At 70.7% G+C, this 22,302-nt stretch carries 21 protein-coding genes; 5 read left to right on the top strand and 16 right to left on the bottom strand.

Features of this window, described 5'->3' with window-relative positions; translation table 11 throughout:
* Positions 1 to 157: 157 nt before the first annotated feature.
* A complete protein-coding gene (gene argS / locus ACFV9D_RS28385; RefSeq protein ID WP_385152112.1) occupies positions 158 to 1,921 on the top strand; it encodes an arginine--tRNA ligase in 1,764 nt (587 codons plus the stop codon).
* 49 nt (positions 1,922 to 1,970) lie between these two features.
* Here the strand turns inward: argS and ACFV9D_RS28380 are convergent, their stop codons facing one another.
* Complete coding sequence (locus ACFV9D_RS28380) at positions 1,971 to 3,437, bottom strand: helix-turn-helix domain-containing protein (RefSeq protein WP_385152109.1); 1,467 nt, start codon at positions 3,435 to 3,437, stop codon at positions 1,971 to 1,973.
* A gap of 126 nt (positions 3,438 to 3,563) precedes the next feature.
* The gene (locus ACFV9D_RS28375) at positions 3,564 to 3,833 is read right to left on the bottom strand and encodes a DUF1876 domain-containing protein (protein ID WP_385152360.1); all 270 of its coding nucleotides are present in this window, start codon (positions 3,831 to 3,833) and stop codon (positions 3,564 to 3,566) included.
* A 173-nt stretch (positions 3,834 to 4,006) separates the two neighbouring features.
* On the opposite strand from ACFV9D_RS28375, the gene ACFV9D_RS28370 reads away from it, so the two are divergent.
* Positions 4,007 to 4,918, top strand: coding sequence for an NAD(P)-dependent oxidoreductase (locus ACFV9D_RS28370; RefSeq protein WP_385152106.1), 912 nt, complete (start codon positions 4,007 to 4,009; stop codon positions 4,916 to 4,918).
* Between the two features lie 32 nt (positions 4,919 to 4,950).
* Here the strand turns inward: ACFV9D_RS28370 and hemB are convergent, their stop codons facing one another.
* The 6 genes from hemB to ACFV9D_RS28340 all read right to left on the bottom strand — a co-directional run bounded on the left by hemB (position 4,951) and on the right by ACFV9D_RS28340 (position 11,491).
* Positions 4,951 to 5,952 carry a porphobilinogen synthase gene (gene hemB / locus ACFV9D_RS28365; protein WP_385152103.1) on the bottom strand — a complete coding sequence of 334 codons (1,002 nt, stop codon included), beginning with the start codon at positions 5,950 to 5,952 and terminating at the stop codon, positions 4,951 to 4,953.
* 173 nt (positions 5,953 to 6,125) lie between these two features.
* Positions 6,126 to 7,796 (bottom strand): uroporphyrinogen-III synthase, encoded by a 1,671-nt coding sequence (locus tag ACFV9D_RS28360; RefSeq protein WP_385152100.1) that lies wholly within the window; start codon positions 7,794 to 7,796, stop codon positions 6,126 to 6,128.
* A complete protein-coding gene (hemC, locus tag ACFV9D_RS28355; protein ID WP_385152097.1) occupies positions 7,793 to 8,779 on the bottom strand; it encodes a hydroxymethylbilane synthase in 987 nt (328 codons plus the stop codon). The genes ACFV9D_RS28360 and hemC overlap by 4 nt, the downstream gene beginning before the upstream one ends.
* Positions 8,776 to 10,131, bottom strand: coding sequence for a glutamyl-tRNA reductase (locus tag ACFV9D_RS28350; RefSeq protein WP_385152094.1), 1,356 nt, complete (start codon positions 10,129 to 10,131; stop codon positions 8,776 to 8,778). The genes hemC and ACFV9D_RS28350 overlap by 4 nt, the downstream gene beginning before the upstream one ends.
* The gene (locus tag ACFV9D_RS28345; RefSeq protein WP_385152092.1) at positions 10,128 to 10,919 is read right to left on the bottom strand and encodes a redox-sensing transcriptional repressor Rex; all 792 of its coding nucleotides are present in this window, start codon (positions 10,917 to 10,919) and stop codon (positions 10,128 to 10,130) included. Before ACFV9D_RS28345 ends, ACFV9D_RS28350 begins: the two co-directional genes overlap by 4 nt.
* A gap of 272 nt (positions 10,920 to 11,191) precedes the next feature.
* Positions 11,192 to 11,491, bottom strand: a complete 300-nt coding sequence (locus tag ACFV9D_RS28340; protein WP_385152089.1) for a glutaredoxin family protein — start codon at positions 11,489 to 11,491, stop codon at positions 11,192 to 11,194.
* 137 nt (positions 11,492 to 11,628) lie between these two features.
* Between ACFV9D_RS28340 and ACFV9D_RS28335 the strand changes: the two genes are divergently transcribed.
* The 3 genes from ACFV9D_RS28335 (at position 11,629) to ACFV9D_RS28325 (ending at position 15,303) form a co-directional block, all read left to right on the top strand.
* Positions 11,629 to 12,579 carry an HAD family hydrolase gene (locus ACFV9D_RS28335; protein WP_385152086.1) on the top strand — a complete coding sequence of 317 codons (951 nt, stop codon included), beginning with the start codon at positions 11,629 to 11,631 and terminating at the stop codon, positions 12,577 to 12,579.
* A gap of 428 nt (positions 12,580 to 13,007) precedes the next feature.
* Positions 13,008 to 13,799, top strand: a complete 792-nt coding sequence (locus ACFV9D_RS28330) for an ECF subfamily RNA polymerase sigma factor, BldN family (protein WP_137988687.1) — start codon at positions 13,008 to 13,010, stop codon at positions 13,797 to 13,799.
* A gap of 298 nt (positions 13,800 to 14,097) precedes the next feature.
* Positions 14,098 to 15,303: a DUF5667 domain-containing protein gene (locus ACFV9D_RS28325; protein ID WP_385152082.1), complete on the top strand. Its 1,206-nt coding sequence runs from the start codon at positions 14,098 to 14,100 to the stop codon at positions 15,301 to 15,303.
* Between the two features lie 82 nt (positions 15,304 to 15,385).
* Here the strand turns inward: ACFV9D_RS28325 and ACFV9D_RS28320 are convergent, their stop codons facing one another.
* The 8 genes from ACFV9D_RS28320 to ACFV9D_RS28285 all read right to left on the bottom strand — a co-directional run bounded on the left by ACFV9D_RS28320 (position 15,386) and on the right by ACFV9D_RS28285 (position 22,189).
* Positions 15,386 to 16,441, bottom strand: a complete 1,056-nt coding sequence (locus ACFV9D_RS28320; protein ID WP_385152079.1) for a lysophospholipid acyltransferase family protein — start codon at positions 16,439 to 16,441, stop codon at positions 15,386 to 15,388.
* Positions 16,442 to 16,443: 2 nt separating this feature from the next.
* On the bottom strand, positions 16,444 to 17,484 hold the full coding sequence (locus tag ACFV9D_RS28315; RefSeq protein WP_385152076.1) for an NAD-dependent epimerase/dehydratase family protein: 1,041 nt from the start codon (positions 17,482 to 17,484) through the stop codon (positions 16,444 to 16,446).
* A gap of 195 nt (positions 17,485 to 17,679) precedes the next feature.
* Positions 17,680 to 17,778: a 30S ribosomal protein bS22 gene (locus ACFV9D_RS28310; RefSeq protein WP_003948845.1), complete on the bottom strand. Its 99-nt coding sequence runs from the start codon at positions 17,776 to 17,778 to the stop codon at positions 17,680 to 17,682.
* A gap of 132 nt (positions 17,779 to 17,910) precedes the next feature.
* Positions 17,911 to 18,120, bottom strand: a complete 210-nt coding sequence (locus ACFV9D_RS28305; RefSeq protein ID WP_158988220.1) for a helix-turn-helix domain-containing protein — start codon at positions 18,118 to 18,120, stop codon at positions 17,911 to 17,913.
* Positions 18,121 to 18,251: 131 nt separating this feature from the next.
* Positions 18,252 to 19,067 (bottom strand): phosphatase, encoded by an 816-nt coding sequence (locus tag ACFV9D_RS28300; RefSeq protein WP_385152073.1) that lies wholly within the window; start codon positions 19,065 to 19,067, stop codon positions 18,252 to 18,254.
* 87 nt (positions 19,068 to 19,154) lie between these two features.
* Positions 19,155 to 20,333, bottom strand: coding sequence for an acetoin utilization protein AcuC (locus ACFV9D_RS28295; protein WP_385152071.1), 1,179 nt, complete (start codon positions 20,331 to 20,333; stop codon positions 19,155 to 19,157).
* Positions 20,302 to 21,498: an MFS transporter gene (locus ACFV9D_RS28290; RefSeq protein ID WP_385152068.1), complete on the bottom strand. Its 1,197-nt coding sequence runs from the start codon at positions 21,496 to 21,498 to the stop codon at positions 20,302 to 20,304. The genes ACFV9D_RS28295 and ACFV9D_RS28290 overlap by 32 nt, the downstream gene beginning before the upstream one ends.
* 43 nt (positions 21,499 to 21,541) lie before the next feature.
* Positions 21,542 to 22,189 carry an HAD family hydrolase gene (locus ACFV9D_RS28285; RefSeq protein ID WP_385152065.1) on the bottom strand — a complete coding sequence of 216 codons (648 nt, stop codon included), beginning with the start codon at positions 22,187 to 22,189 and terminating at the stop codon, positions 21,542 to 21,544.
* Positions 22,190 to 22,302: the final 113 nt, after the last annotated feature.

Here is a 22,302-nt window from a genome sequence, read left to right as displayed (position 1 = left end):
CTTCCTTGATCCCTCGAAAGCCTTGCGGCCTTACGTCAGCCATTCTCCCAGACGGAACGGCGCACTCCGAGGTTGTCCACAGGTGGAGAAAACACGTTGCCCACCCATGGGACACTTGACAAGCGATATAGCCCACCACCGACAGGAACGGAAGCTCATGGCCTCGGTCCCTTCCCTCGCTTCGACCGTGCAGCAGCGCCTCGCGGAAGGTCTCTCGGCAGCCCTGCCGGAGGCCGGTTCCGCCGACCCGCTGCTGCGACGAAGCGACCGGGCCGACTTCCAGGCCAACGGCATCCTGGCGCTCGCCAAGCAGCTCAAGGGCAACCCGCGTGAGCTGGCGACGAAGGTCGTCGACGGCATCCCGGCGAACGACGTGCTGAAGGACATCGAGGTCTCGGGCCCCGGCTTCCTGAACATCACGGTGACCGACGAGGCGATCGTCAAGACCCTCGCCGCCCGTGCCGCCGACGACCGCCTCGGTGTGCCGTACGCGGAGAACGCGGGCACGACGGTGATCGACTACGCGCAGCCGAACGTGGCCAAGGAGATGCACGTCGGCCACCTCCGCTCCGCCGTGATCGGCGCCGCGATGGTCGAGATCCTGGAGTTCACGGGCGAGAAGGTGGTCCGTCGCCACCACATCGGCGACTGGGGCACCCAGTTCGGCATGCTCATCCAGTACCTGATGGAGCACCCGCACGAGCTGGACCACAAGTCCGAGGACGAGGTCTCCGGTGAGGAGGCCATGTCGAACCTCAACAGGCTCTACAAGGCCTCACGCGCGCTGTTCGACTCCGACGAGGAGTTCAAGACCCGGGCGCGGGCGCGGGTCGTGGACCTCCAGGCCGGTGACGAGCAGACCCGTGCCATGTGGCAGCGGTTCGTGGACGAGTCGAAGATCTACTTCTACTCGGTCTTCGACAAGCTCGACATGGACATCAACGACCCGGACGTGGTCGGCGAGTCGGGCTACAACGACATGCTGGTGGAGACCTGCCGCATCCTGGAGGACTCGGGTGTCGCGGTCCGCTCCAACGGCGCGCTGTGCGTGTTCTTCGAGGACGTCAAGGGCCCGGACGGCAACCCGACCCCGCTGATCGTCCAGAAGTCCGACGGCGGCTTCGGCTACGCGGCCACCGACCTGTCCGCGATCCGTGACCGTGTGCAGAACCTGAAGGCGACGACCCTGCTGTACGTGGTCGACGCCCGCCAGTCGCTGCACTTCAAGATGGTCTTCGAGACCGCCCGCCGGGCCGGCTGGCTGAACGACGAGGTCAAGGCGGTCCAGCTGGCCTTCGGCACGGTGCTCGGCAAGGACGGCAAGCCGTTCAAGACCCGTGAGGGCGAGACGGTCAGGCTGGTGGACCTGCTGGACGAGGCGATCGACCGGGCCGCGTCCGTGGTCCGGGAGAAGGCGCGCGACCTGACCGAGGACGAGATCGCCGAGCGGGGTGCCCAGGTGGGCATCGGCGCGGTGAAGTACGCGGACCTGTCCACGTCGGCGGCGCGGGACTACAAGTTCGACCTGGACCAGATGGTGTCGCTGAACGGCGACACGTCGGTGTACCTCCAGTACGCGTACGCGCGTATCAAGTCGATCTTCGGCAAGGCGGGAGACCGCGCCCCGGTCGCCCACCCGGAGCTGGAGCTGGCCCCGGCGGAGCGCGCGCTCGGCCTCCACCTGGACCAGTTCGGCGAGACCGTGGCCGAGGCGGCGACCGAGTACGCCCCGCACAAGCTGGCCGCGTATCTGTACCAGCTGGCGTCGCTGTACACGACGTTCTACGACCAGTGCCCGGTCATCAAGCCCGAGCCGCCGCAGGAGATCGCGGAGAACCGCCTCTTCATCTGCGACCTCACGGCCCGCACGCTCCACCAGGGCATGGCCCTGCTGGGCATCCGGACGCCCGAGCGTCTCTGACAGTGAGCTGCGAGAAGGCCCCGACACGCTCTGTGTCGGGGCCTTCTCGTCATGGGGCGGCCCAGACGCCCTCGTCGGGCCGGTAGCCGTACACCTTCTTGCCCTCGATCGCGCTCGTACGGAACGGCTGCCCGCCGTCGTCGATGCGGACCCGATCGCGCCGCTCCCCGCTGCTCCACTCGAGCTCCAGGTACCAGGCGGCGACGTACTCCTCGGTGTGCACGGACAGGTTGAGGACCTGGGGGTCGCTGGTGGAGACCTTGTACGGGAAGTCCTTGGCCGGCACGACCCCGTCGCCGTCGATGCCGGCGACCGGCTTCGCGAAGGGGCGGGGGGCGTCGAGGTCGATGTCGAAGGTCTGCGGGGTGAGGCCGCTGCCGCAGCCGTCGCCCATCGCGTAGACCGACCGGTTCAGGGGCGTGCCGCGCTCCACCACCCGCACGCGCAGGGCGCTCAGGACGACGGCCTCGTCGGTGCGGCCGGTGACGGTGAGCTGGAGCTGCATGCTGCCGCCGTCGACCCCGCCGAGGGCGCGCGCCCAGACGCGGCTGTCCTGTGGTGTGGGCGGCGACGGCACCTCTTCGGGCCGCCTGTCCAGGGCGTAGAACTGGCCGCAGGCACCTGCCCAGTTGTACGAGCTGATGCCCACGCTCACGGGCGTTCCGGTCTTCTCGCGCGGCGCTGCGGCGGAGGACTCCTTCGCCGCGGAGGACGGGGGCGCCGCGCTCGGTGTCGTGGAGGCGGGGACGGAGGCGGACGGGGCCGCGGAGCCGGAGCCCGACGCCGAGGGCGTGGAGGTAAGGGTGCCGTCCGCCTCCGCGGCCGGACCGGCCACCGCACCTCCGTCGCCGCCACCCGTGCCCTCCCAGCCGCGGACGGCGTAGGCGACGGGCACGGCGAGCACGACGACGGCGGCCGCGGCGAGAGCCATGCCCAGGCGCTTGCGCGAGCGGGAAGTCCCGGTGGCGGGCGGTCGGTTGAGCGACTGCACGGTGACGACGTCGACCGCGGCCTCGGGTGCGGCCTCGGGTGCCGGCGGCGCCTCCTCGCCCTTCGCGGGCTCGACCGCGGCCAGCTCGGGTTCGACTTCGGGCCCGGGCTCGGGCCGGCGCTCGGCTTCAGCCTCCGGCCCGTACTCGGGCTCGCGCACGGCTTCAGCCCCCGGCCCGGGCTCCGGCTGCGCCTCCGGCCCCGGCCCCGCCTCCGCCCCTGCCTCCGCCTCCGGCTCCGGGGCGACAACGCTCGGCGCCGCCTTCCCCCGCTTCCGGCCCTCGTCCGCCAGGATCCAGCTGCGGTGCAGCCGGATGACCTCCTCACGCGAGGCCCCGCACAGCCGCGCCAGCCGCTCAACCGAGGCGAACTCCGTCGGAACGGCGTCGCCGTTGCAGTACCGGTGCAGTGTCGACGTGCTGACGTGCAGCTTCTTCGCCAACGCCCCGTAACTGAGCCCGGATCGCTCCTTCAGCCCCCGCACCAGCTCCGCGAATCCGCCCGGCCCCTGCGCTCCTGTCGCCACGCGCCCCGCTCCCCCTCGCCTCGCCGTGCCCGGCACTCATTGTCCCCCTGCGACGGCACGTCGATCAGCCCGCCCCACCGGGTGTGACCATCACCGCTGCCGCCGGGCAGCGGTGATGGCTCGAAATCAGCGGATCGGGTGGGACGTCCTGCCGGAGACCTCGTCGATCTCCACGTGTGCCTTCTGGAGCATCTGGGAGGCGAGATCCATGAGCGCCCGGGCGCCCGCGATCTCCTCGCCGACCCGCAGCTGCTCCGGGTCGGACGGGTGCCTGTGGGCATTGCCGTGGGCGCGGAACTCGGTGCCGTCACCGAGCCGCACCATGGCCGCCGCTCGTGTGCTGGGGCCTTCCTCCTGGAACTCCATCTCGATGTGCCATCCGACAAGGGTCTGCATCATGAGGACCACCTCCTGAGGTACTTCCAGGGTGCGCCGCGCGGCCCATCCTTACCAATCGGTGCGTACCTGACTATTAAGTCGGTACTTGTGGGACGAACCGCCCCGGAGAAGGATCGAAAGCGAGCCGGACAACGGCTCGAACCCCCGATTCCAAGCCCCGGAGCACACCCATGTCCGCAACCACCTCCCCCGCCTCCGTCCAGGCCCCCGCCTCCGCCCCCTCCTCCGCCCCCGTCTCGGTCCTCGGCCTGGGCATGATGGGCACGGCCCTCGCGACGGCCTTCCTGCAGGCAGGCCACCCGGTCACCGTCTGGAACCGCTCCCCCGCCAAGACGGGCCCGCTGGTCGCGCAGGGCGCCCTGCCCGCCGCCACGCCGACGGACGCGGTGGCGGCGAGCCCCCTGGTCGTCCTGTGCCTGCTGTCGAACGACAACGTCGACGAGCTGCTGGCCACGCTCCCCGAGGACCTCACGGGCAGGACCCTGGTCAATCTCACGAACGGCACGCCGGAGCAGGCGCGGACGCTCTCCGCCCGGGCCGAGAAGCTCGGTGCCCGATACCTCGACGGCGGCATCATGGCCGTCCCGCAGATGATCGCGGGCCCGGACGCGTACGTGTTCTACAGCGGCGACGAGCAGGCGTACGAGACCCATCGCGCGACCCTGGCCGCGCTCGGCGGCACCAGGTGGACGGGCACCGACCCGGGCCGGGCGGCCCTGTACGACCTCGGCCTGCTGACCGGCATGTACGGGATGTTCGCCGGCGTGATGCAGGCGCTGGCCCTGGTGCGCACGGAGAACGTCGGCGCCGAGGAGTACGCGGAGCTCCTGGTCCCGTGGATGACGGCGATGCTCGGCGGCGTCCCCGGGATCGCCCGGGACATCGACTCCGGGAACCACCTCACCGATGTCTCCAGCCTTGCCGTGAACCAGGCGGCGTTTCCCAACTTCATCTCGACCTTCAAGGCGCAGGGCGTCAGCACCGAGCTCTTCGAGCCCCTCCAGGCCCTCCTGGACCGCTCGATCGAGGAGGGCTACGGGGCGGACGGCATGTCGCGACTCGTGGAGATGCTGACGCGATAACCGCTTGCGCGAGAGGCGAGCGCACCCGCCCGTCAGACTCCGCGGCTGAGCTTCCGGGCGACCTCGGTCGCCCAGTACGTCAGGATCATCTGCGCACCCGCGCGCCTGATCCCGGTGAGCGTCTCGAGGATGGCCTTGTCGCGGTCGATCCAGCCCTTCTCCGCCGCGGCCTCGACCATCGCGTACTCACCGCTGATCTGGTACGCGGCGACCGGTACGTCCACGGCCTCGGCGACCTTCGCCAGCACGTCCAGGTAGGGGCCGGCAGGCTTCACCATCACCATGTCGGCGCCCTCCTCCAGGTCGAGCGCCAACTCCCGCAGCGACTCACGCACGTTGGCGGGGTCCTGCTGATACGTCTTGCGGTCACCCTGCAGAGACGACGCGACGGCCTCACGGAACGGCCCGTAGAAGGCGGAGGAGTACTTCGCCGTGTACGCGAGGATCGACACGTCCTCCTTGCCGATGGTGTCCAGCGCGTCCCGGATCACCCCGACCTGACCGTCCATCATCCCGGACGGCCCGACGACGTGGACCCCGGCGTCGGCCTGGACCTGCGCCATCTCGGCGTAACGCTCCAGCGTGGCGTCGTTGTCGACGCGCCCGTCGGCGTCCAGGACGCCGCAGTGCCCGTGGTCGGTGTACTCGTCGAGACAGAGATCGGACATGATCACCAGATCGTCACCGACCTCGGCCTTCACGTCCCTGATCGCGACCTGCAGAATCCCGTCCGGGTCGGTCCCCGCGGTCCCGGCGGCGTCCTTCTTCTCGTCCTCCGGCACACCGAAGAGCATGATCCCGGAGACCCCGGCCTCCAGCGCCTCCACGGCGGCCTTGCGCAGGGTGTCCCGCGAGTGCTGCACCACCCCGGGCATCGCGGCGATCGGCCGGGGCTCGCTGATCCCCTCGCGCACGAACGCGGGAAGGATCAGATCGGCGGGGCTCAGCCGCGTCTCGGCCACCATCCGCCGCATGGCAGGAGTCGTCCGCAGCCGCCGCGGCCGCGCCCCGGGAAAGGTTCCGTACGAGTTCATACGCCCGAGGCTACGCCGGTAGGGGCCCTGCCTTTGCCGACGAGTTGTGGGCATACGTTCCGCAGGGGCTGGGGGTCCCCCACCCCACCCCCGTGTGCCGGCACCTTCACAAGGCCCCGAAACGCACCGGGGTGCGGGACCCCCACAAGGCCCCGCACCCCAAGAAAACCGAACTACGTCGTCCGCCGACGCCTCGCCCCCGGCCGCCGCTCCGACGGCCGCGTCACCGGATCCCCCGCCTCCAGCGCCGCCGCCCGCCGCCGCAGACCGAAGTCCGCCAGCGCCTCCGCGAGCTTGTGCACCGACGGCTCCGGGGACAGGACATCGACCCGCAGGCCGTGCTCCTCCGCCGTCTTCGCGGTCGCCGGGCCGATGCAGGCGATGACCGTCACGTTGTGCGGCTTGCCCGCGATACCGACCAAATTCCGCACGGTCGACGACGACGTGAACAGCACCGCGTCGAAGCCGCCGCCCTTGATCGCCTCACGCGTGTCCGCCGGCGGCGGCGACGCCCGCACCGTCCGGTAGGCGGTGACGTCGTCGACCTCCCACCCGAGCTCGATGAGCCCCGCGACCAGCGTCTCCGTCGCGATGTCGGCGCGCGGCAGGAAGACACGGTCGATCGGGTCGAAGACCGGGTCGTACGGCGGCCAGTCCTCCAGAAGCCCCGCAGCGCTCTGCTCACCGCTCGGCACCAGGTCCGGCTTCACACCGAAGTCGACGAGCGCCGCGGCCGTCTGCTCGCCGACCGCCGCGACCTTGATCCCGGCGAAGGCCCGCGCGTCGAGCCCGTACTCCTCGAACTTCTCCCGCACCGCCTTCACCGCGTTCACGCTGGTGAAGGCGATCCACTCGTACCGCCCGGTCACCAGACCCTTGACGGCACGTTCCATCTGCTGCGGCGTCCGCGGCGGTTCGACGGCGATCGTCGGCACCTCGTGCGGCACCGCACCGTACGAACGCAGCTGGTCGGAGAGCGACGCGGCCTGCTCCTTCGTGCGCGGCACGAGCACCCGCCAGCCGAACAGCGGCTTCGACTCGAACCACGCCAGCTGGTCCCGCTGCGCCGGGGCGCTGCGCTCGCCGACCACGGCTATGACCGGGCGGTGGCCCTCGGGCGAGGGGAGCACCTTGCCCTGCTTGAAGACCTGCGCGATCGTGCCGAGCGTCGCGGTCCAGGTCCGCTGCCGGGTGGTCGTGCCGCCGATGGTCACGGTGAGCGGGGTGTCCGGCTTACGGCCAGCCGCCACCAGTTCACCGGCCGCCGCCGCCACGGAGTCCAGCGTGGTGGACACGACGACGGTGCCGTCCGAGGCACCGACCTCGGTCCAGCAGCGGTCGTCGGCGGTACGGGCGTCCACGAAGCGCACATCGGTGCCCTGCGCGTCACGCAGCGGAACACCGGCGTACGCGGGTACGCCGACGGCCGTGGCGACACCGGGCACCACCTCGAAGGGGATGCCCTCGGCGGCGCAGGCGAGCATCTCCTGACCTGCGTTTCCGTCGAGGCCGGGGTCGCCGGTCACCGCACGGACGACCCGCTTGCCGCCTCGTGCGGCCTCCATGACAAGATTGGTCGCATCCCTCAACACGGGGACACCGGCGGTTGTTGACGCCTCGTCAACAACCGTCAGCTCAGGCGTGCTCACGCCCGCGCGCGCATGGCCGCGAACGACTTCGAGCACCTCCGGCTCGGCGATCAGGACGTCCGCGCCGGCAAGGGCTTCGACGGCCCGGAGTGTCAGCAGTCCCGGGTCGCCGGGTCCGGCTCCGAGGAAGGTGACGCTCCCGTGACCGAAGAAGGCCGGAGACGCGGGGCTGGTGGTCGGGCTGGTGGGGCTCAAAGTGCTCGCTCCCCCATAAGACCGGCCGCACCCTTGGCGAGCATCTCGTGCGCGAGTTCGCGTCCGAGCTCCATCGCCTCGTCGTGCGACGCGGGTACGGGACCGGTGGTGGACAGCTGCACCAGCGTCGAGCCGTCGGTGGTACCGACGACGCCGCGCAGGCGCATTTCAGTGACAATCTGCCCGCGGCCGGAATCCTCGGCCAGCAGGTCGGCCAGCGCACCCACGGGTGCGGAGCAGCCGGCCTCCAGGGCGGCGAGCAGGGATCGCTCGGCGGTCACGGCGGCCCGGGTGTGCGGGTCGTCGAGCTCGGCGAGCGCGGCGACGAGGGCGGCGTCGGACGCCACGCACTCGATCGCCAGTGCCCCCTGGCCGGGGGCGGGCAGGACGACGTCGACCGACAGGTGGTCGAGCGACAGGGAGCCGGTGAGCTCCTCCGTCCCGCCGATGCGGTTGAGACCGGCCGCGGCGAGAACCACCGCGTCCAGCTCTCCACTGCGTACGTATCCGACGCGGGTGTCGATGTTCCCGCGGATCGGCACGGTCTCGATGGTCAGCCCGTGGCTGCGCGCGTACGCGTTGAGCTGGGCCATCCGGCGCGGCGAACCGGTGCCGATCCGGGCGCCCTGCGGCAGCCGGTCGAGCGCCAGTCCGGCGCGGGCGACCAGCACGTCGCGCGGGTCCTCGCGCTCCGGGATCGCGGCCAGCACCAGCTCGGGGTGCTGGGCGGTCGGCAGGTCCTTCAGGGAGTGGACGGCGAAGTCCACCTCGCCGGCCAGGAGCGCGTCGCGCAGGGCGGCGACGAACACCCCCGTACCGCCGATCTGCGCGAGGTGCTCACGCGAGACGTCCCCGTACGTCGTGATCTCCACGAGCTCGACGGGCCGGCCGGTCAGCTGCCGGACGGCGTCGGCCACATGCCCGGACTGGGCCATGGCGAGCTTGCTGCGCCTGGTCCCGAGCCTCAGTGCCCTCTCGGTCATACTCGCCCTCGGTTCTTGACGTCGGCGTCATTCAGGTCGGCCCGGGAGACGGAGGCGACCGTCTCCGGGTCGAGGTCGAAGAGTGTCCGCAGCGCGTCGGCGTACCCGGCGCCGCCGGGCTCGCTGGCCAGCTGCTTGACCCGCACGGTCGGCGCGTGCAGGAGCTTGTCGACCACCCGGCGCACGGTCTGGGTGATCTCGGCGCGCTGCTTGTCGTCGAGGTCGGGCAGCCGTCCCTCGAGCCGGGCCACCTCGCCCGCGACGACATCGGCGGCCATGGTGCGCAGCGCGACCACGGTCGGCGTGATGTGCGCGGCGCGCTGGGCGGCACCGAAGGCGGCGACCTCGTCGGAGACGATCGCGCGCACCTGGTCGACGTCGGCGGCCATCGGGGCGTCGGCGGAGGCGTCCGCCAGCGACTCGATGTCGACGAGCCGGACGCCCGCCATGCGGTGGGCGGCGGCGTCGATGTCGCGGGGCATGGCCAGGTCGAGCAGGGCGAGCGGGGCCGTACGGACGGCCATCGCGGTCTCGACGGCCTCGCCGCTCAGGACGAGTCCGGTGGCTCCGGTGCAGGAGACGACGATGTCGGCACATGTCAGTTCGTCGCCGACGGCAACCATCTCGACCGCGCGTGCGGCCACGCCCGTGCCTCCGGGCTCGGTCAGGATCTGGACGAGTCGCTCGGCACGGGCGGTCGTACGGTTGGCGATCACGATCTCGGAGACCCCGACACGCGCGAGCGTGGCGGCGGCCAGCGAGGACATCGAGCCGGCGCCGATGACCAGGGCGCGCTTGCCCGCCGCCCAGCGCTCGACGTCGGTGCCGTCGGCGAGCTGTTCCAGGCCGAAGGTGACCAGCGACTGCCCGGCCCGGTCGATCCCGGTCTCGCTGTGGGCACGCTTGCCGACCCGCAGGGCCTGCTGGAACAGGTCGTTCAGGAGCCGGCCCGCGGTGTGCAGGTCCTGGCCGAGCGCGAGGGCGTCCTTGATCTGGCCGAGGATCTGGCCCTCGCCGACGACCATGGAGTCGAGCCCGCACGCCACCGAGAAGAGGTGGTGGACGGCCCGGTCCTCGTAGTGCACATAGAGATAAGGGGTGAGCTCTTCGAGGCCGACGCCGCTGTGCTGGGCGAGCAGCGTGGACAGCTCGGCGACACCGGCGTGGAACTTGTCCACGTCGGCGTAGAGCTCGATGCGGTTGCAGGTGGCCAGGACCGCGCCCTCGGCGGCCGGTTCGGCGGCGAGGGTGTCCTGGAGCAGCTTGGCCTGGGTGTCCGCGGCGAGCGAGGCCCGCTCGAGGACGCTGACCGGGGCGCTGCGGTGGCTGAGGCCGACGACGAGGAGGCTCATGCCGGCATCACGGCGGGGACGTCCCCGTCGGGTCCCTTGCGACCGGAGCCCTTGCGCTGCGGCTCGCCGGCCGCGCCGAGAGCCGTGGGCGGGGCGGGTACGGCGGTGGTCTCGGACTCCGCCTCCTCGCCGGCCTTGCGCTGCTCGTGGAAGGCGAGGATCTGCAGCTCGATGGAGAGGTCGACCTTGCGCACGTCCACGCCGTCGGGCACGGAGAGCACGGTCGGGGCGAAGTTCAGGATGGAGGTGACTCCGGCGGCCACGAGCCGGTCGCAGACCTGCTGGGCGACGCCGGCCGGGGTCGCGATGACGCCGATGGAGACGCCGTCCTCCTCGATGATCTTCTCGAGGTCGTCGCTGTGCTGGACGGGGATCCCGGCGACCGGCTTGCCGGTCATGGCGGGGTCGGCGTCGATGAGCGCGGCGACGCGGAAGCCACGGGAGGCGAACCCGCCGTAGCCGGCGAGGGCCGCGCCGAGGTTACCGATACCGACGATGACGACCGGCCAGTCCTGGGTCAGGCCGAGTTCGCGGGAGATCTGGTAGACGAGGTACTCGACGTCGTAGCCGACGCCGCGCGTGCCGTACGAGCCGAGGTAGCTGAAGTCCTTGCGCAGCTTCGCGGAGTTGACCCCCGCGGCGGCTGCGAGTTCCTCGGAGGAGACCGTGGGTACGGAGCGCTCCGACAGTGCGGTGAGCGCACGCAGATACAGCGGAAGCCGGGCGACGGTGGCCTCGGGGATTCCTCGGCTACGGGTCGCCGGTCGGTGAGTTCGGCCAGTTGCCACGGTGCTCCTGCGGGATGAGCGGGGCTGCAGGCGGCCGTGTGTCCCAGGACCGCCCCGTCGAATGCAGGCTATGTCTTTGTGAACGCGTGCACAAAGATGGTGTCCGTTTTGTCCGGCCAAAGTGACCGGGGTCACGCGGTCGGTTCGCGTCATGACGGAACCGTGGAGCGCGTCAGCCCGTTGAGAACCCGAAGGGGGCAAAACCGCACACTCTCCTCACGATCACGCCCCCGAACGTCAACAAAACGTCCACGATGGTAACCGTCTTCCGGTCAGCCACCCAGTTCACGCCGGAGCCGCCCGGCGTCCACACGCCAGAAGGTGTGCTGCTCGCCGTCGACCAGGACCACGGGAATCTGCTCCCAGTACGCCCGGTACAGCTCCTCGTCCTGGGTGATGTCGTTCTCCTCCCAGCGCGCCCCGGTCTCGGCACAGACCGCCTCGACCACGGCCCGGGCGTCGTCGCAGAGATGGCAGCCCGGCTTCCCGATCAGCGTCACGGTCCGCACGGCGGCGGGAGCCGGAGCGGCGGGGGTGTCCGTCTTCTTCGTCCGTCCAAACATGCCGTCCATTCTGCGCTGCCGCGAGCGGCGCCCCCTGTCTCCAGCTTGCTCCCCCATTGTCCGTTTAACAGGAGGGTCGCGGAGTGTTCACGCCTCGGCATCCCGAGAGGTCGGGAAGTACCGAACAGACTGGCTATGCTCACGACATGGCCGCAATGGGATGGCTCACCCCCCGTAGGCGCTCCGCCACCGCGCGCAGCGTTCTGGCAGGCGAGGCCGCCGCCGAGGCGGCGCGCAAGTCCTCGCAACAGCTCGAACTGGAACGGGAGACAGCGGCGCGGGCCGAGCCCGCCGAGCCCTCCGAGCCCGAGTTCCCCGTCGTGGGCGACGCCGAGGCCGCCGCCTTCTTCGACCTCGACAACACCGTGATGCAGGGCGCCGCGATCTTCCACTTCGGCCGGGGCCTGTACAAGCGGAAGTTCTTCCAGCGACGCGAACTGGCCCGGTTCGCCTGGCAGCAGGCGTGGTTCCGGCTGGCCGGCGTCGAGGACCCGGAGCACATGCAGGACGCGCGCGACAGCGCCCTGTCCATCGTCAAGGGCCACCGAGTCTCCGAACTGATGTCGATCGGCGAGGAGATCTACGACGAGTACATGGCCGACCGCATCTGGCCCGGCACCCGCGCGCTCGCGCAGGCTCATCTCGACGCCGGCCAGAAGGTCTGGCTCGTCACGGCCGCCCCGGTCGAGACGGCCACGATCATCGCCCGCCGGCTCGGCCTGACCGGCGCGCTCGGCACGGTCGCCGAGTCCGTCGACGGGGTGTACACCGGCAAGCTGGTCGGCGAACCGCTGCACGGACCCGCCAAGGCGGAGGCCGTCCGCGCACTGGCCGCGGCCGAGGGCCTGGACCTGAACCGCTGCGCCGCGTACAGCGACTCGCACAACGACATCCCGATGCTCTCGCTGGTCGGCCATCCGTACGCCATCAACCCGGACACCAAGCTGCGCAAGCACGCCAAGGCGCGCGAATGGCGCCTGCGGGACTACCGGACGGGCCGCAAGGCGGCCAAGGTCGGCATCCCGGCCGCGGCGGGCGTCGGCGCGCTGGCGGGCGGCACGGCCGCCGCGGTCGCCCTGCACCGCCGTCGCCGCTGACTCCTGGGCGGCGCGCCCGGCGCGCCACACCCTGCCGATACGTTTCGGCTGCGATCGTCTGCGACAACCCGGGACCAACCCCCCTCACCCGTACGTGGTCGAACACCACCGCACAGGTCGACTGAGGGCATTCGCCTCCCTCTACCCAGCAGCGTGCCGGATCACTCCCCGCCTTAGCACTCGGGCACAACTGAACCCGCACGTAGTCACACTCGGAAGTAATCCGATCAACAACCAGTCACGAAGTGCGAGTGATCCCGTCCACAAGCGGTAACAGCTACGACGGAATCGGTGATTTACGCAACTGGGTGTAGCGCTGCCTGTACGAAGCGTTATTCTCCTCAGACGCACAACGGAACCCACACGTCGCCACGACGAGTGAACGGTCCCGCACTGCACGTGATGGAAGCTCTGCCTCTGGGAGTCCCGTGTACCCACACGTCGGGGTTGACGCCTCGGGCCTGGCTACGCTGCGCGCAACGGTCCTCGACCACTTGCGCGGCTTCGTCCCCACCGCGTACGCCGGCCCTGTCCCCGCCTTTGCCTTTGCCGCACCGGCACCCGCCGGTCCTTGCTATGCCCTTGCCGAGAGCGGTGCCGCTGTCGGCAGACGGGGCAGCCGCGGCGGCACCGGAACCTCGACCGCCGCCCGACGCCCCACCGCCGACAGCGACAGCGCGCGCATGATGGACCTCGTCGAGCGCGCACAGGCCGGTGAGGCCGAGGCTTTCGGCCGCCTGTACGACCAGTACAGCGACACGGTCTACCGCTACATCTACTACCGCGTCGGCGGAAAGGCGACGGCGGAGGACCTCACCAGCGAGACCTTCCTGCGCGCCCTGCGCCGGATCTCCACCTTCACCTGGCAGGGCCGCGACTTCGGCGCCTGGCTGGTCACCATCGCCCGCAACCTGGTCGCCGACCACTTCAAGTCGAGCCGCTTCCGACTGGAAGTGACCACGGGCGAGATGCTCGACGCCAACGAGGTCGAGCGAAGCCCCGAGGACTCCGTCCTGGAGTCCCTCTCCAACGCGGCCCTGCTCGACGCCGTCCGCCGGCTCAACCCCCAGCAGCAGGAGTGCGTGACCCTGCGCTTCCTGCAGGGCCTCTCGGTCGCCGAGACGGCCCGGGTCATGGGCAAGAACGAGGGTGCGATCAAGACCCTCCAGTACCGTGCCGTGCGCACGCTGGCGCGGCTGCTCCCGGACGACGCCCGCTGACCGCTCCGCGCCCCCCACACGCGCCCCCCACCGACCGCGACGCGCCCCAACCCCCGCACCGCCCCCCACGTTCCCCGACCCCCGCCCAACTCACAGTCGGTGACGCCTCGATGACGCACTGGTCCGATCATCTTTCGCGCGTAACCCAAGTGCCGCGCCGCTCGTTGTGCGGAATGCAGGCTCCCTGTGGTCACGCCATGCCCGCAGCCACTCACTCTTTCGTGTGGATGTGTTCAAGGTGTGCAACCTTCCGGACACCCCGGGGAGTCGACCGTCATGACGAGAGGAGGTGCCGCCAGTGATCGCGAACGTATCGGCGCACCGGCGGGCGAACGCCTTCGCCCAGGCCCTGGATGATCGGACGCCCGAGGACGCGACGGCCGAGCGGCCCGAGGCGTCGGCCGAACCGGCCGAACAAGGGCGGCTGTTGGCCCTGGCGAACGGTCTCGGCGAACTGCCGAAGCCGAAGCTGGACCCCGAGGTCAAGGTGGTGCAACGGGCCCAGCTCGTCGCCGCCATGGAAGCGATGCTCGCGGAGGGGAGCGCGTCCGCGGGCCCTACGGTGCCGGAGCAGCGGACATCGAGCGGACGGGGAGCCCACAGGGCCTCCCCGCTCCGAAAACTGCGCCCCCGCTCCCGCTGGTCGAAGGGCATCGCCGCGGGCGGCCTCACGGTCGGTGTGGCCGCGGGCGCTTTCAGCGGTGTGGCCGCTGCCAGCTCCGACGCCCTTCCCGGTGACTCGCTCTACGGGCTGAAGCGCGGAATGGAAGACATCAAGCGCGGGATGGCCGACGACGACTCCGAGCGGGGCGGGATCTTCCTGGACCAGGCGTCGACCCGGCTCAGCGAGGCCCGCAGACTCATGGAGCGAGGCCGCCTCGGCGACCTCGACCACGAATCGCTCGGCGAGATCCGCCGGGTCCTCGGAGGCATGAAGCACGACGCCTCCGAAGGCCACCGGCTGCTGCGCCAGGCGTACGAACGGGACGGCGAGATCGGGCCGATGGCCCGGCTCAACTCCTTCGCCCAGTCCCATCGCGACACCTGGAACGGCCTGCGCGGCCGGCTGCCCGTGCAGCTCACCGACGTCGGCAACGAGGTGAACGACGTCTTCGTCGCCATAGACGAAGAGGTCGAGCCGCTCCAGGGGATGCTCCCACGCACCCCGGAAAGGGGCGCGGTCGGCACCGGCGACCCCGGCTCCCCGCAGGGCACCCCGCGGACGCACACCCAGCGCCCGCCGTCCTCCCCCGCCGCCCCCTCCGCGGGCAGCGAAGGCTCCACCCGGCCCCAGCCCTCGGGCTCCGGCTCGGGCACGGGCTCCCCGGAGAGCGACGGTCTGCTGGGCGGCAACACGGGCGGCCTGCTCGACAACCCGCCGACGGGCATCCCCACCGCCCCCTCGGAAGGCCAGTCGACACCGGCCATGCCGGACGTCACGATCCCGCCCCTGCTGCCGGGCCTGCTCCCCGGCCTGGGCATCGACAGCGAGGACGCTCGCTGAGACGACGATGGGGCGCCCCTCCACAGAGAGGCGCCCCATCGTCGTACCGCCAAACCGGCGTACCGCCGGAAGAGCGAACCGGTCAGAAGAACACGGACCTGCGCTGCACCAGCAGCTTGTAGAGGGTGTGCTGGATCTGCTCCCGCACCTGGTCCGTCAGGTTGAACATCAGCATCGGGTCCTCCGCCGCCTCCGGCGGATAGCCGTCCGTCGCGATCGGCTCACCGAACTGGATCGTCCACTTCGTCGGCAGCGGCACCGCACCCAACGGCCCCAGCCACGGGAAGGTCGGCGTGATCGGGAAGTACGGGATGCCCAGCACCCGCGCCAAAGTCTTCGCGTTCCCGATCATCGGGTAGATTTCCTCCGCGCCCACGATCGAGCACGGCACGATCGGCACCCCGGCCCGCAGCGCCGTCGAGACGAAGCCGCCCCGGCCGAAGCGCTGCAGCTTGTAGCGCTCGCTGAACGGCTTCCCGATGCCCTTGAACCCCTCCGGCATCACGCCCACGATCTCGCCGGCCCTCAGCAGCCGCTCGGCGTCCTCCGCACAGGCCAGCGTGTGCCCCGCCTTGCGGGCCAGCTCGTTGACCACGGGCAGCATGAAGACCAGATCGGCGGCGAGCAGCCGCAGATGCCGCCCGGCCGGATGGTGGTCGTGCACGGCGACCTGCATCATCAGACCGTCCAGCGGCAGCGTCCCGGAGTGGTTCGCGACGACCAGGGCGCCCCCCTCGGCGGGGATGTTCTCGACCCCCTTCACCTCCACCCGGAAGTACTTCTCGGCCAGCGGCCGCACCAGCGACATCAGGACCTGGTCGGTGAGCTCCTTGTCGTAACCGAACTCGTCGACCTCGTACTCGCCGGTCACCCGCCGCCGAAGGAACGCCAGCCCGCCCGCGAGACGCCGCTCCCACCCGTGCCCACGCTCCGCACCCGGCCCGCGTGCCGCGGCGGGCCCCGTCCCGGCATCCTGCGGCTCCACCACCGGCTCCGCGGCCTGCGAGACGAACCCGGCAGCCTCCGGCCCGTGCTGGCCCGGCAGGGCGCGCACTGCGGCGTCCCGACCCGCCCTCGCGGGCCGCCGCCGCGCCCGTGAACGGTCGTCGTCGAACGGAATGACCTTGGCGTCCGCCATCGTTACCTGGGCTCCTTCTGATCCAGCCGGGCCGCGACCCGGTCCACGGCCCCCGCGAGCGTCTCCGGCGGAAGCAGCCCCGGCCCACGGCTGCGGGCGAAGTCCGCGAACGTCTCGGCCGTCGTGAACCGAGGAGCGAACCCCAGCGTCTCGCGCATCTGGACCGTGGAGACGACCCGGCCGTGGGTGAGCAGCCGGATCTGCTCCGGCGCGAAGTCGGTGACGCCGACCGTCCGCAGCGCTGAGCCGACCCAGGTGACCGCGGGCAGCAGCACCGGCACCGTCGGCCGCCCGAGCCGCCGCGCGCACTGCGACAGCAGCAGCACACCGTCGCCGGCCACATTGAACGTGCCGCTGTTCAGCGTCGCCCGGCGCGGCTCACGCGAAGCGAGCTCCAGCACGTCGATCACATCGTCCTCGTGCACGAACTGCAGCCTCGGGTCATAGCCGAAGACGGTCGGCATGAGCGGCAGCGACAGATACTCGGCGAGCGGGGAGTCCACCCGCGGCCCGAGGATGTTCGCGAACCGCAGCACGCACACGGCCACGTCCGGGCGACGCCGCGCGAAGCCCCGTACGTACCCCTCGACCTCGACGGCGTCCTTGGCGAAACCACCGCTCGGCAGCGACTTGGGCGGCGTCGTCTCGGTGAAGACGGCCGGGTCGCGCGGCGCGGAGCCGTAGACGCTCGTACTGGACTTGATCACGAGCCGCTTGATCCGCGGCGACTTCTGGCAGGCGCCCAGCAGCTGCATGGTGCCGATGACGTTGGTCTCCTTGACCGACGTCCGGCCGCCGGCGCCGAGCGCCGTACCCGTGACGTCCATGTGGACGACCGTGTCGACGTCGTGCTCCGCGAGAACCTTGGCGATCGCGGGCTGACGGATGTCCGCCCGGACGAAATCGGCCCCGCCGAGATCGTGCGTCGGCGCGACCGCGTCCACGGCGACCACTCGGTCCACCTCGGGATCCCGTTGGACACGCCGTACGAATCGGCCTCCGAGATGCCTGGCCGCACCGGTGACGAGCACGACCTTGCCCAAGATCAGCGCCTTCCGTCGATCTCTCCCCCGAGTTCCTCCCCAGGGGGCCTGTGCGCCACCGTAGCGCCTCGTTGTTGCGCTGTGATGACCGCCGTGGGCAACCGGGTGGAACCCGTCGAAAAATAGCGTGGCCCCCCACCGGAACCGGTGGGGGGCCATGCTCGACGCACAAACAGCCGTCGTTACAGCCGTCGCTTACTTCTTGTTGCGACGCTGAACGCGGGTGCGCTTGAGCAGCTTGCGGTGCTTCTTCTTGGCCATCCGCTTGCGCCGCTTCTTGATAACAGAGCCCACGACTACCCTCGCTCACTTCTCTTCACTCGGTGCGGGGCGTCTGGGCCCACACGACCTACGAGGGCTTAGCCTACCGGCACGAGCGCCCACCTCGTAATCCGAGGGGCGGACAGGCTCCCGGCCGCGGGCCCCCTACGCGGTCTCCACCCCCACGAAGGACTCCCTGAGGTACTCGTGAACCGCCTGTTCCGGGACCCGGAAGGACCTGCCCACCCGGATCGCCGGCAGATGACCGCTGTGCACCAAGCGGTACACGGTCATCTTCGACACTCGCATCACCGAGGCGACTTCCGCCACGGTCAGAAACTTGACCTCGTTGAGAGGTCGATCGCCAGCAGCCATGACCCACCACCTGTACCTTCCGCACACGACGCCCACCGGCTTCCCCTCCGGTGACCCTGCGTCGCTGTGCGCTCACGCTCCAGACTAGGGGCGTGTGGTACGAGTGGGGAAGAGGAGCAGCCATCGGCCGTTTACCGTGACAGACTCGCTCGATTGAGTACATAGCGAGTAAGCGGGCGGTAGTAATCCGACCGCACGGCATCATCAAGCGGAACGGCCACGGAGACCTGCCCCTCCGCCTCCCCGACGAACAGCGCGGGATCGTCCGTGTCCGCCAGGCCGATCGCCTCGAAACCCAGCTGACCTGCCCCGCAGACCCAGCCGTGGTCCCCGACCACGAGCTCGGGGAGCGGCCAGCCCCCCTCCACGGCACCCTCGAGAACGGCCCTAACCGGCAGCGGCGAGTGGGTGTGCGCCCCCGTCTCACGCCCGGTTCCCGACAGACCGGGTTCTCGCACCAACGCGACACCTCGTACGTAATCGAGGTTGTACGTGCGTAGACCGAACCGGGTCGTTATGTCGACACATCGCCCCTGCGCGGGTGTGAGAACAAGACATCCCGCCGCCGACAAAGCGTCTGCGAGCGCTGCGTAGAACCCCAGCAAACGATGCGGATGACCGGTCCCGAACAGCACCGGAGCGCGCCGCCCCGCCGCCTCGCCCAGCCGCGCCGCGAACGCGTCGAGCCCGCCCAACGTCCGCTCCGGATCGATGACATCGGGCCCCGAACGGTGCGCCGGATCCCCGGACACCCCGCACTTGTCCGCCATCAGCCGCAGCAGTTCACCCTCGCCCCAACCCCACTCGGGGTCGAGCCCCAGCAGCACCCGCGGATCCCGCGCGGCGAAGAGCCGGTAACTCCGCAGGCTCTCCTCCCGCGAGGTCGCCACCGTCCCAGCCAACCCAGCCGCCAACAAATGCGCCCGCAACGCCCCGGTACTCAGCACCCCATCGATGCTGCCCGAGCAGACCCGACCCCGGGTCAGAACACCTGGGAGACCCCACAGTTGGCGTAACCACACATTCCCGAGGCCCTACGCGAGCAGCCCCCTGAGCGGAAACGCCGCCCGCCGCGTCGCAAGCACCGCCTGGTCCAGCCGGTCCGCCGGGTCGTAGCCCTCCTCCCAGTCGCGCCAGCCCACCGGCCACCGTCCGTCCGTCATCCGCGCCGGCCCCAGCTGCCGCGTCCGCGCGTACACCAGGTCCCGCCAGGACGACGGAATCACCGACTCGGGATCGATCTCGGCATGCCCGGCGATCGCCACCAGATGCGTCCACGACCGCGGCACCACATCCACCACCGCGTACCCGCCACCGCCCAGCGCGACCCACTTCCCGCCGTCCACATGGGCGTGCGCGAGCTCATGACAGGCCACCTGCACGGCCCGCTGCGCGTCCAGCGACACCGCCAGGTGCGCCAGCGGATCCTCGAAGTGCGTGTCCGCGCCGTGCTGCGTCACCAGCACCTGCGGCCGGAAGTCCGCGAGCAGCTCCGGCACGACCGCGTGGAACGCCCGCAGCCACCCCTCGTCCCCGGTCCCCGCCGGCAGCGCCACATTCACCGCGGACCCATGGCCCGCACCCGCCGCACCCGTCTCCTCGGGCCACCCCGTCTGCGGGAACAGCGTCCGCGGATGCTCGTGCAGCGAGATCGTCAGAACCCGCGGATCCTCCCAGAACGCCGCCTGCACCCCGTCCCCGTGATGCACGTCCACATCCACGTACGCGACGCGCTCCGCACCCAGCTCGAGCAGGCGGGCGATGGCCAGCGACGCGTCGTTGTAGATACAGAACCCGGACGCGCTCCCCGGCATCGCGTGATGCAGCCCGCCCGCGAAGTTCACCGCATGGGCGGCCTCGCCGCGCCACACGGCCTCCGCCGCACCCACCGACTGGCCCGCGATCAACGCGGACGCCTCGTGCATCCCGGCGAAGGCCGGATCGTCGACCGTCCCGAGCCCGTACGCCAGATCCGCGGCCCTCGGGTTCGCGGAGGCGGCCCGCACCGCGGCCACGTAGTCCTCACGGTGCACCAGCCGGAGCGTCGAGTCCCCGGCCGGCTTCGCCGCCACCACGTCCACGGCCCGGTCGAGCCCGTACGCCCGCACCAACCCCATGGTCAGCGCGAGCCGCACCGGATCCATCGGATGCTCGGACCCGAAGTCGTACCCCGTGACAGCTTCATCCCACATCAACAGTGCGCGGCCGCTCATGCCCGCCACCGTATCGGGCCGGTCGAGAACCGAACGACGTGGCGTACGCCACCGTCACCAGGACCAACACCATCGGCACCAGCATCGCCCCCCGATAGCTCCAGGCGTCCCCGAGCGCCCCCACGAGCGGGGACCCGATCAGGAACCCCACGTAGTTGAAGACATTGAGCCGCGCGACCGCCGCATCACTCTCACCAGGGAAGAGCCGTCCCGCGGCCGCGAAGGTCTGCGGCACGATCACACTCAGCCCGAGCCCAAGGACGGTGAACCCGGCCATCCCCACCCAGGCACCCGGCGCCACCGCGACGACCGCGAACCCGAGCGCGGCGAGAACGGCCCCGCACCGCACGACCACGGCGGCCCCCAGCCGCCGCACCCCGAAGTCACCCACCGCCCGCCCGAGCAGCGTCGTGACCATGTACGCGTTGTACGGCACGGTCGCCAGCTCCTCCGAGCTGCCGAGCACGTCCTGGAGGTACTTGGCGCTCCAGTTGGAGACCGTTGAGTCCCCTATGTACGCGAACGTCATGACGAGACACAGCGGCAGCAGCAGCTTGAAGGAAACCCCCGCGCTCCCCTTCGTCTCCTCGCCGACGGGCAGCTCCACCCCCGGCGTGTACCAACGGCTCCCGATCAACGCGGCGGGCAGCAGCACGACCACGACGGGCAGATAGGAGACGAACAGCGACAGGTCCCAGTGCGCCCCCACCCAGGCGAGCGAGGCCCCCGCGATCCCGCCCAGGCTGTACGCGGCATGGAAACCGAGCATGATGCTCCGCCCGTACGCCCGCTGCAGGCTGACCCCGAGCATGTTCATCGACGCGTCCAGCGCACCGACCGCGAGCCCGAAGACCCCGAGGGCGACGGCGGCCTGCCACAGCCGGCTCCCCGCCCCGACCCCGAGCAGCGCCAGGAGGACGAGCGGCTGCGCCCACCGCAGCACCACCCCCGGCCCCACCCGGGCCACCACCTTCTCGGTGCCCACACTGGCGACACCGGCCAGGATCGGCACGGCGGCCAGGAAGACGGGCAGGAGCGCGTCCGAGATCCCGTACCGGTCCTGGATCGCCGGTATTCGGGTCACAAGGAGCGCGAACGTCACTCCCTGCACGAAGAAACTGACCGCCAGGGATCCCCGCCCACGCCTCAACCGCGCATCCGTCATGGCGGCACAGCGTAGGACCCGGCCCTACCCATGGGTAGATGGATCACACGCCCAATATCGCCGGAAGCTCGTCCATCCTGCCGAAGAACCCATTGGCGCCGGCGAGCTTCTCCTCGGGCGTCATCGCAGTGAACCCGTACACGTCCATCCCTGCCGCCACGGCCGCCTGGACCCCGAGCCGGCTGTCCTCGACGACCACACACCGCTCGGGCGCGATCCCCATACGGGCGGCGGCATGCAGGAACAGGTCGGGCGCCGGCTTGCCCCGCCCGACGTCCTCTGCACTGAAGATGTTCTCGTCCCGGAACCACGCGTCGAGCCCGGTCTTCCGATGCCCGACACGAATCCGCTCGTGGGACCCGGAGGACGCGAGACAGTACGGAACCCCGTGGGCGACGAGCCGCTTCAGCACCTCGATCACCCCGGCGACCGGCTCCAACTCCCGCTCAAAACCCGCGAACGTGCGCGCGTGCAGTGTCTCGTCGAAGTCCGCAGGCAGCCGCTGCCCGGTCCGCTCCCCGATCAGATCGTGTACGCGGTGGATGGCGGCCCCCATGTAGTCGCGCAGGGAGTCCTCGTAGGAGGTGGGGTGCCCGAGCTCGGTCAGATAGCCGGCCAGGATGGTGTTGGCGAGGGGCTCACTGTCGACGAGCACACCGTCGTTGTCGAAGACGACCAGGTCATAGCGCATGCCCCCACGATAGGCGGCTCCAGAACGCAGAAAAGCCCCGCACCAGAAGGTGCGGGGCTTTCCCACAATGATTGTTCGGCGGCGTCCTACTCTCCCACAGGGTCCCCCCTGCA

Origin of the sequence: Streptomyces sp. NPDC059875, from assembly GCF_042731085.1 — a bacterium.
Classification (GTDB): domain Bacteria; phylum Actinomycetota; class Actinomycetes; order Streptomycetales; family Streptomycetaceae; genus Streptomyces.
This window is presented reverse-complemented; position numbering and strand designations above follow the sequence as displayed.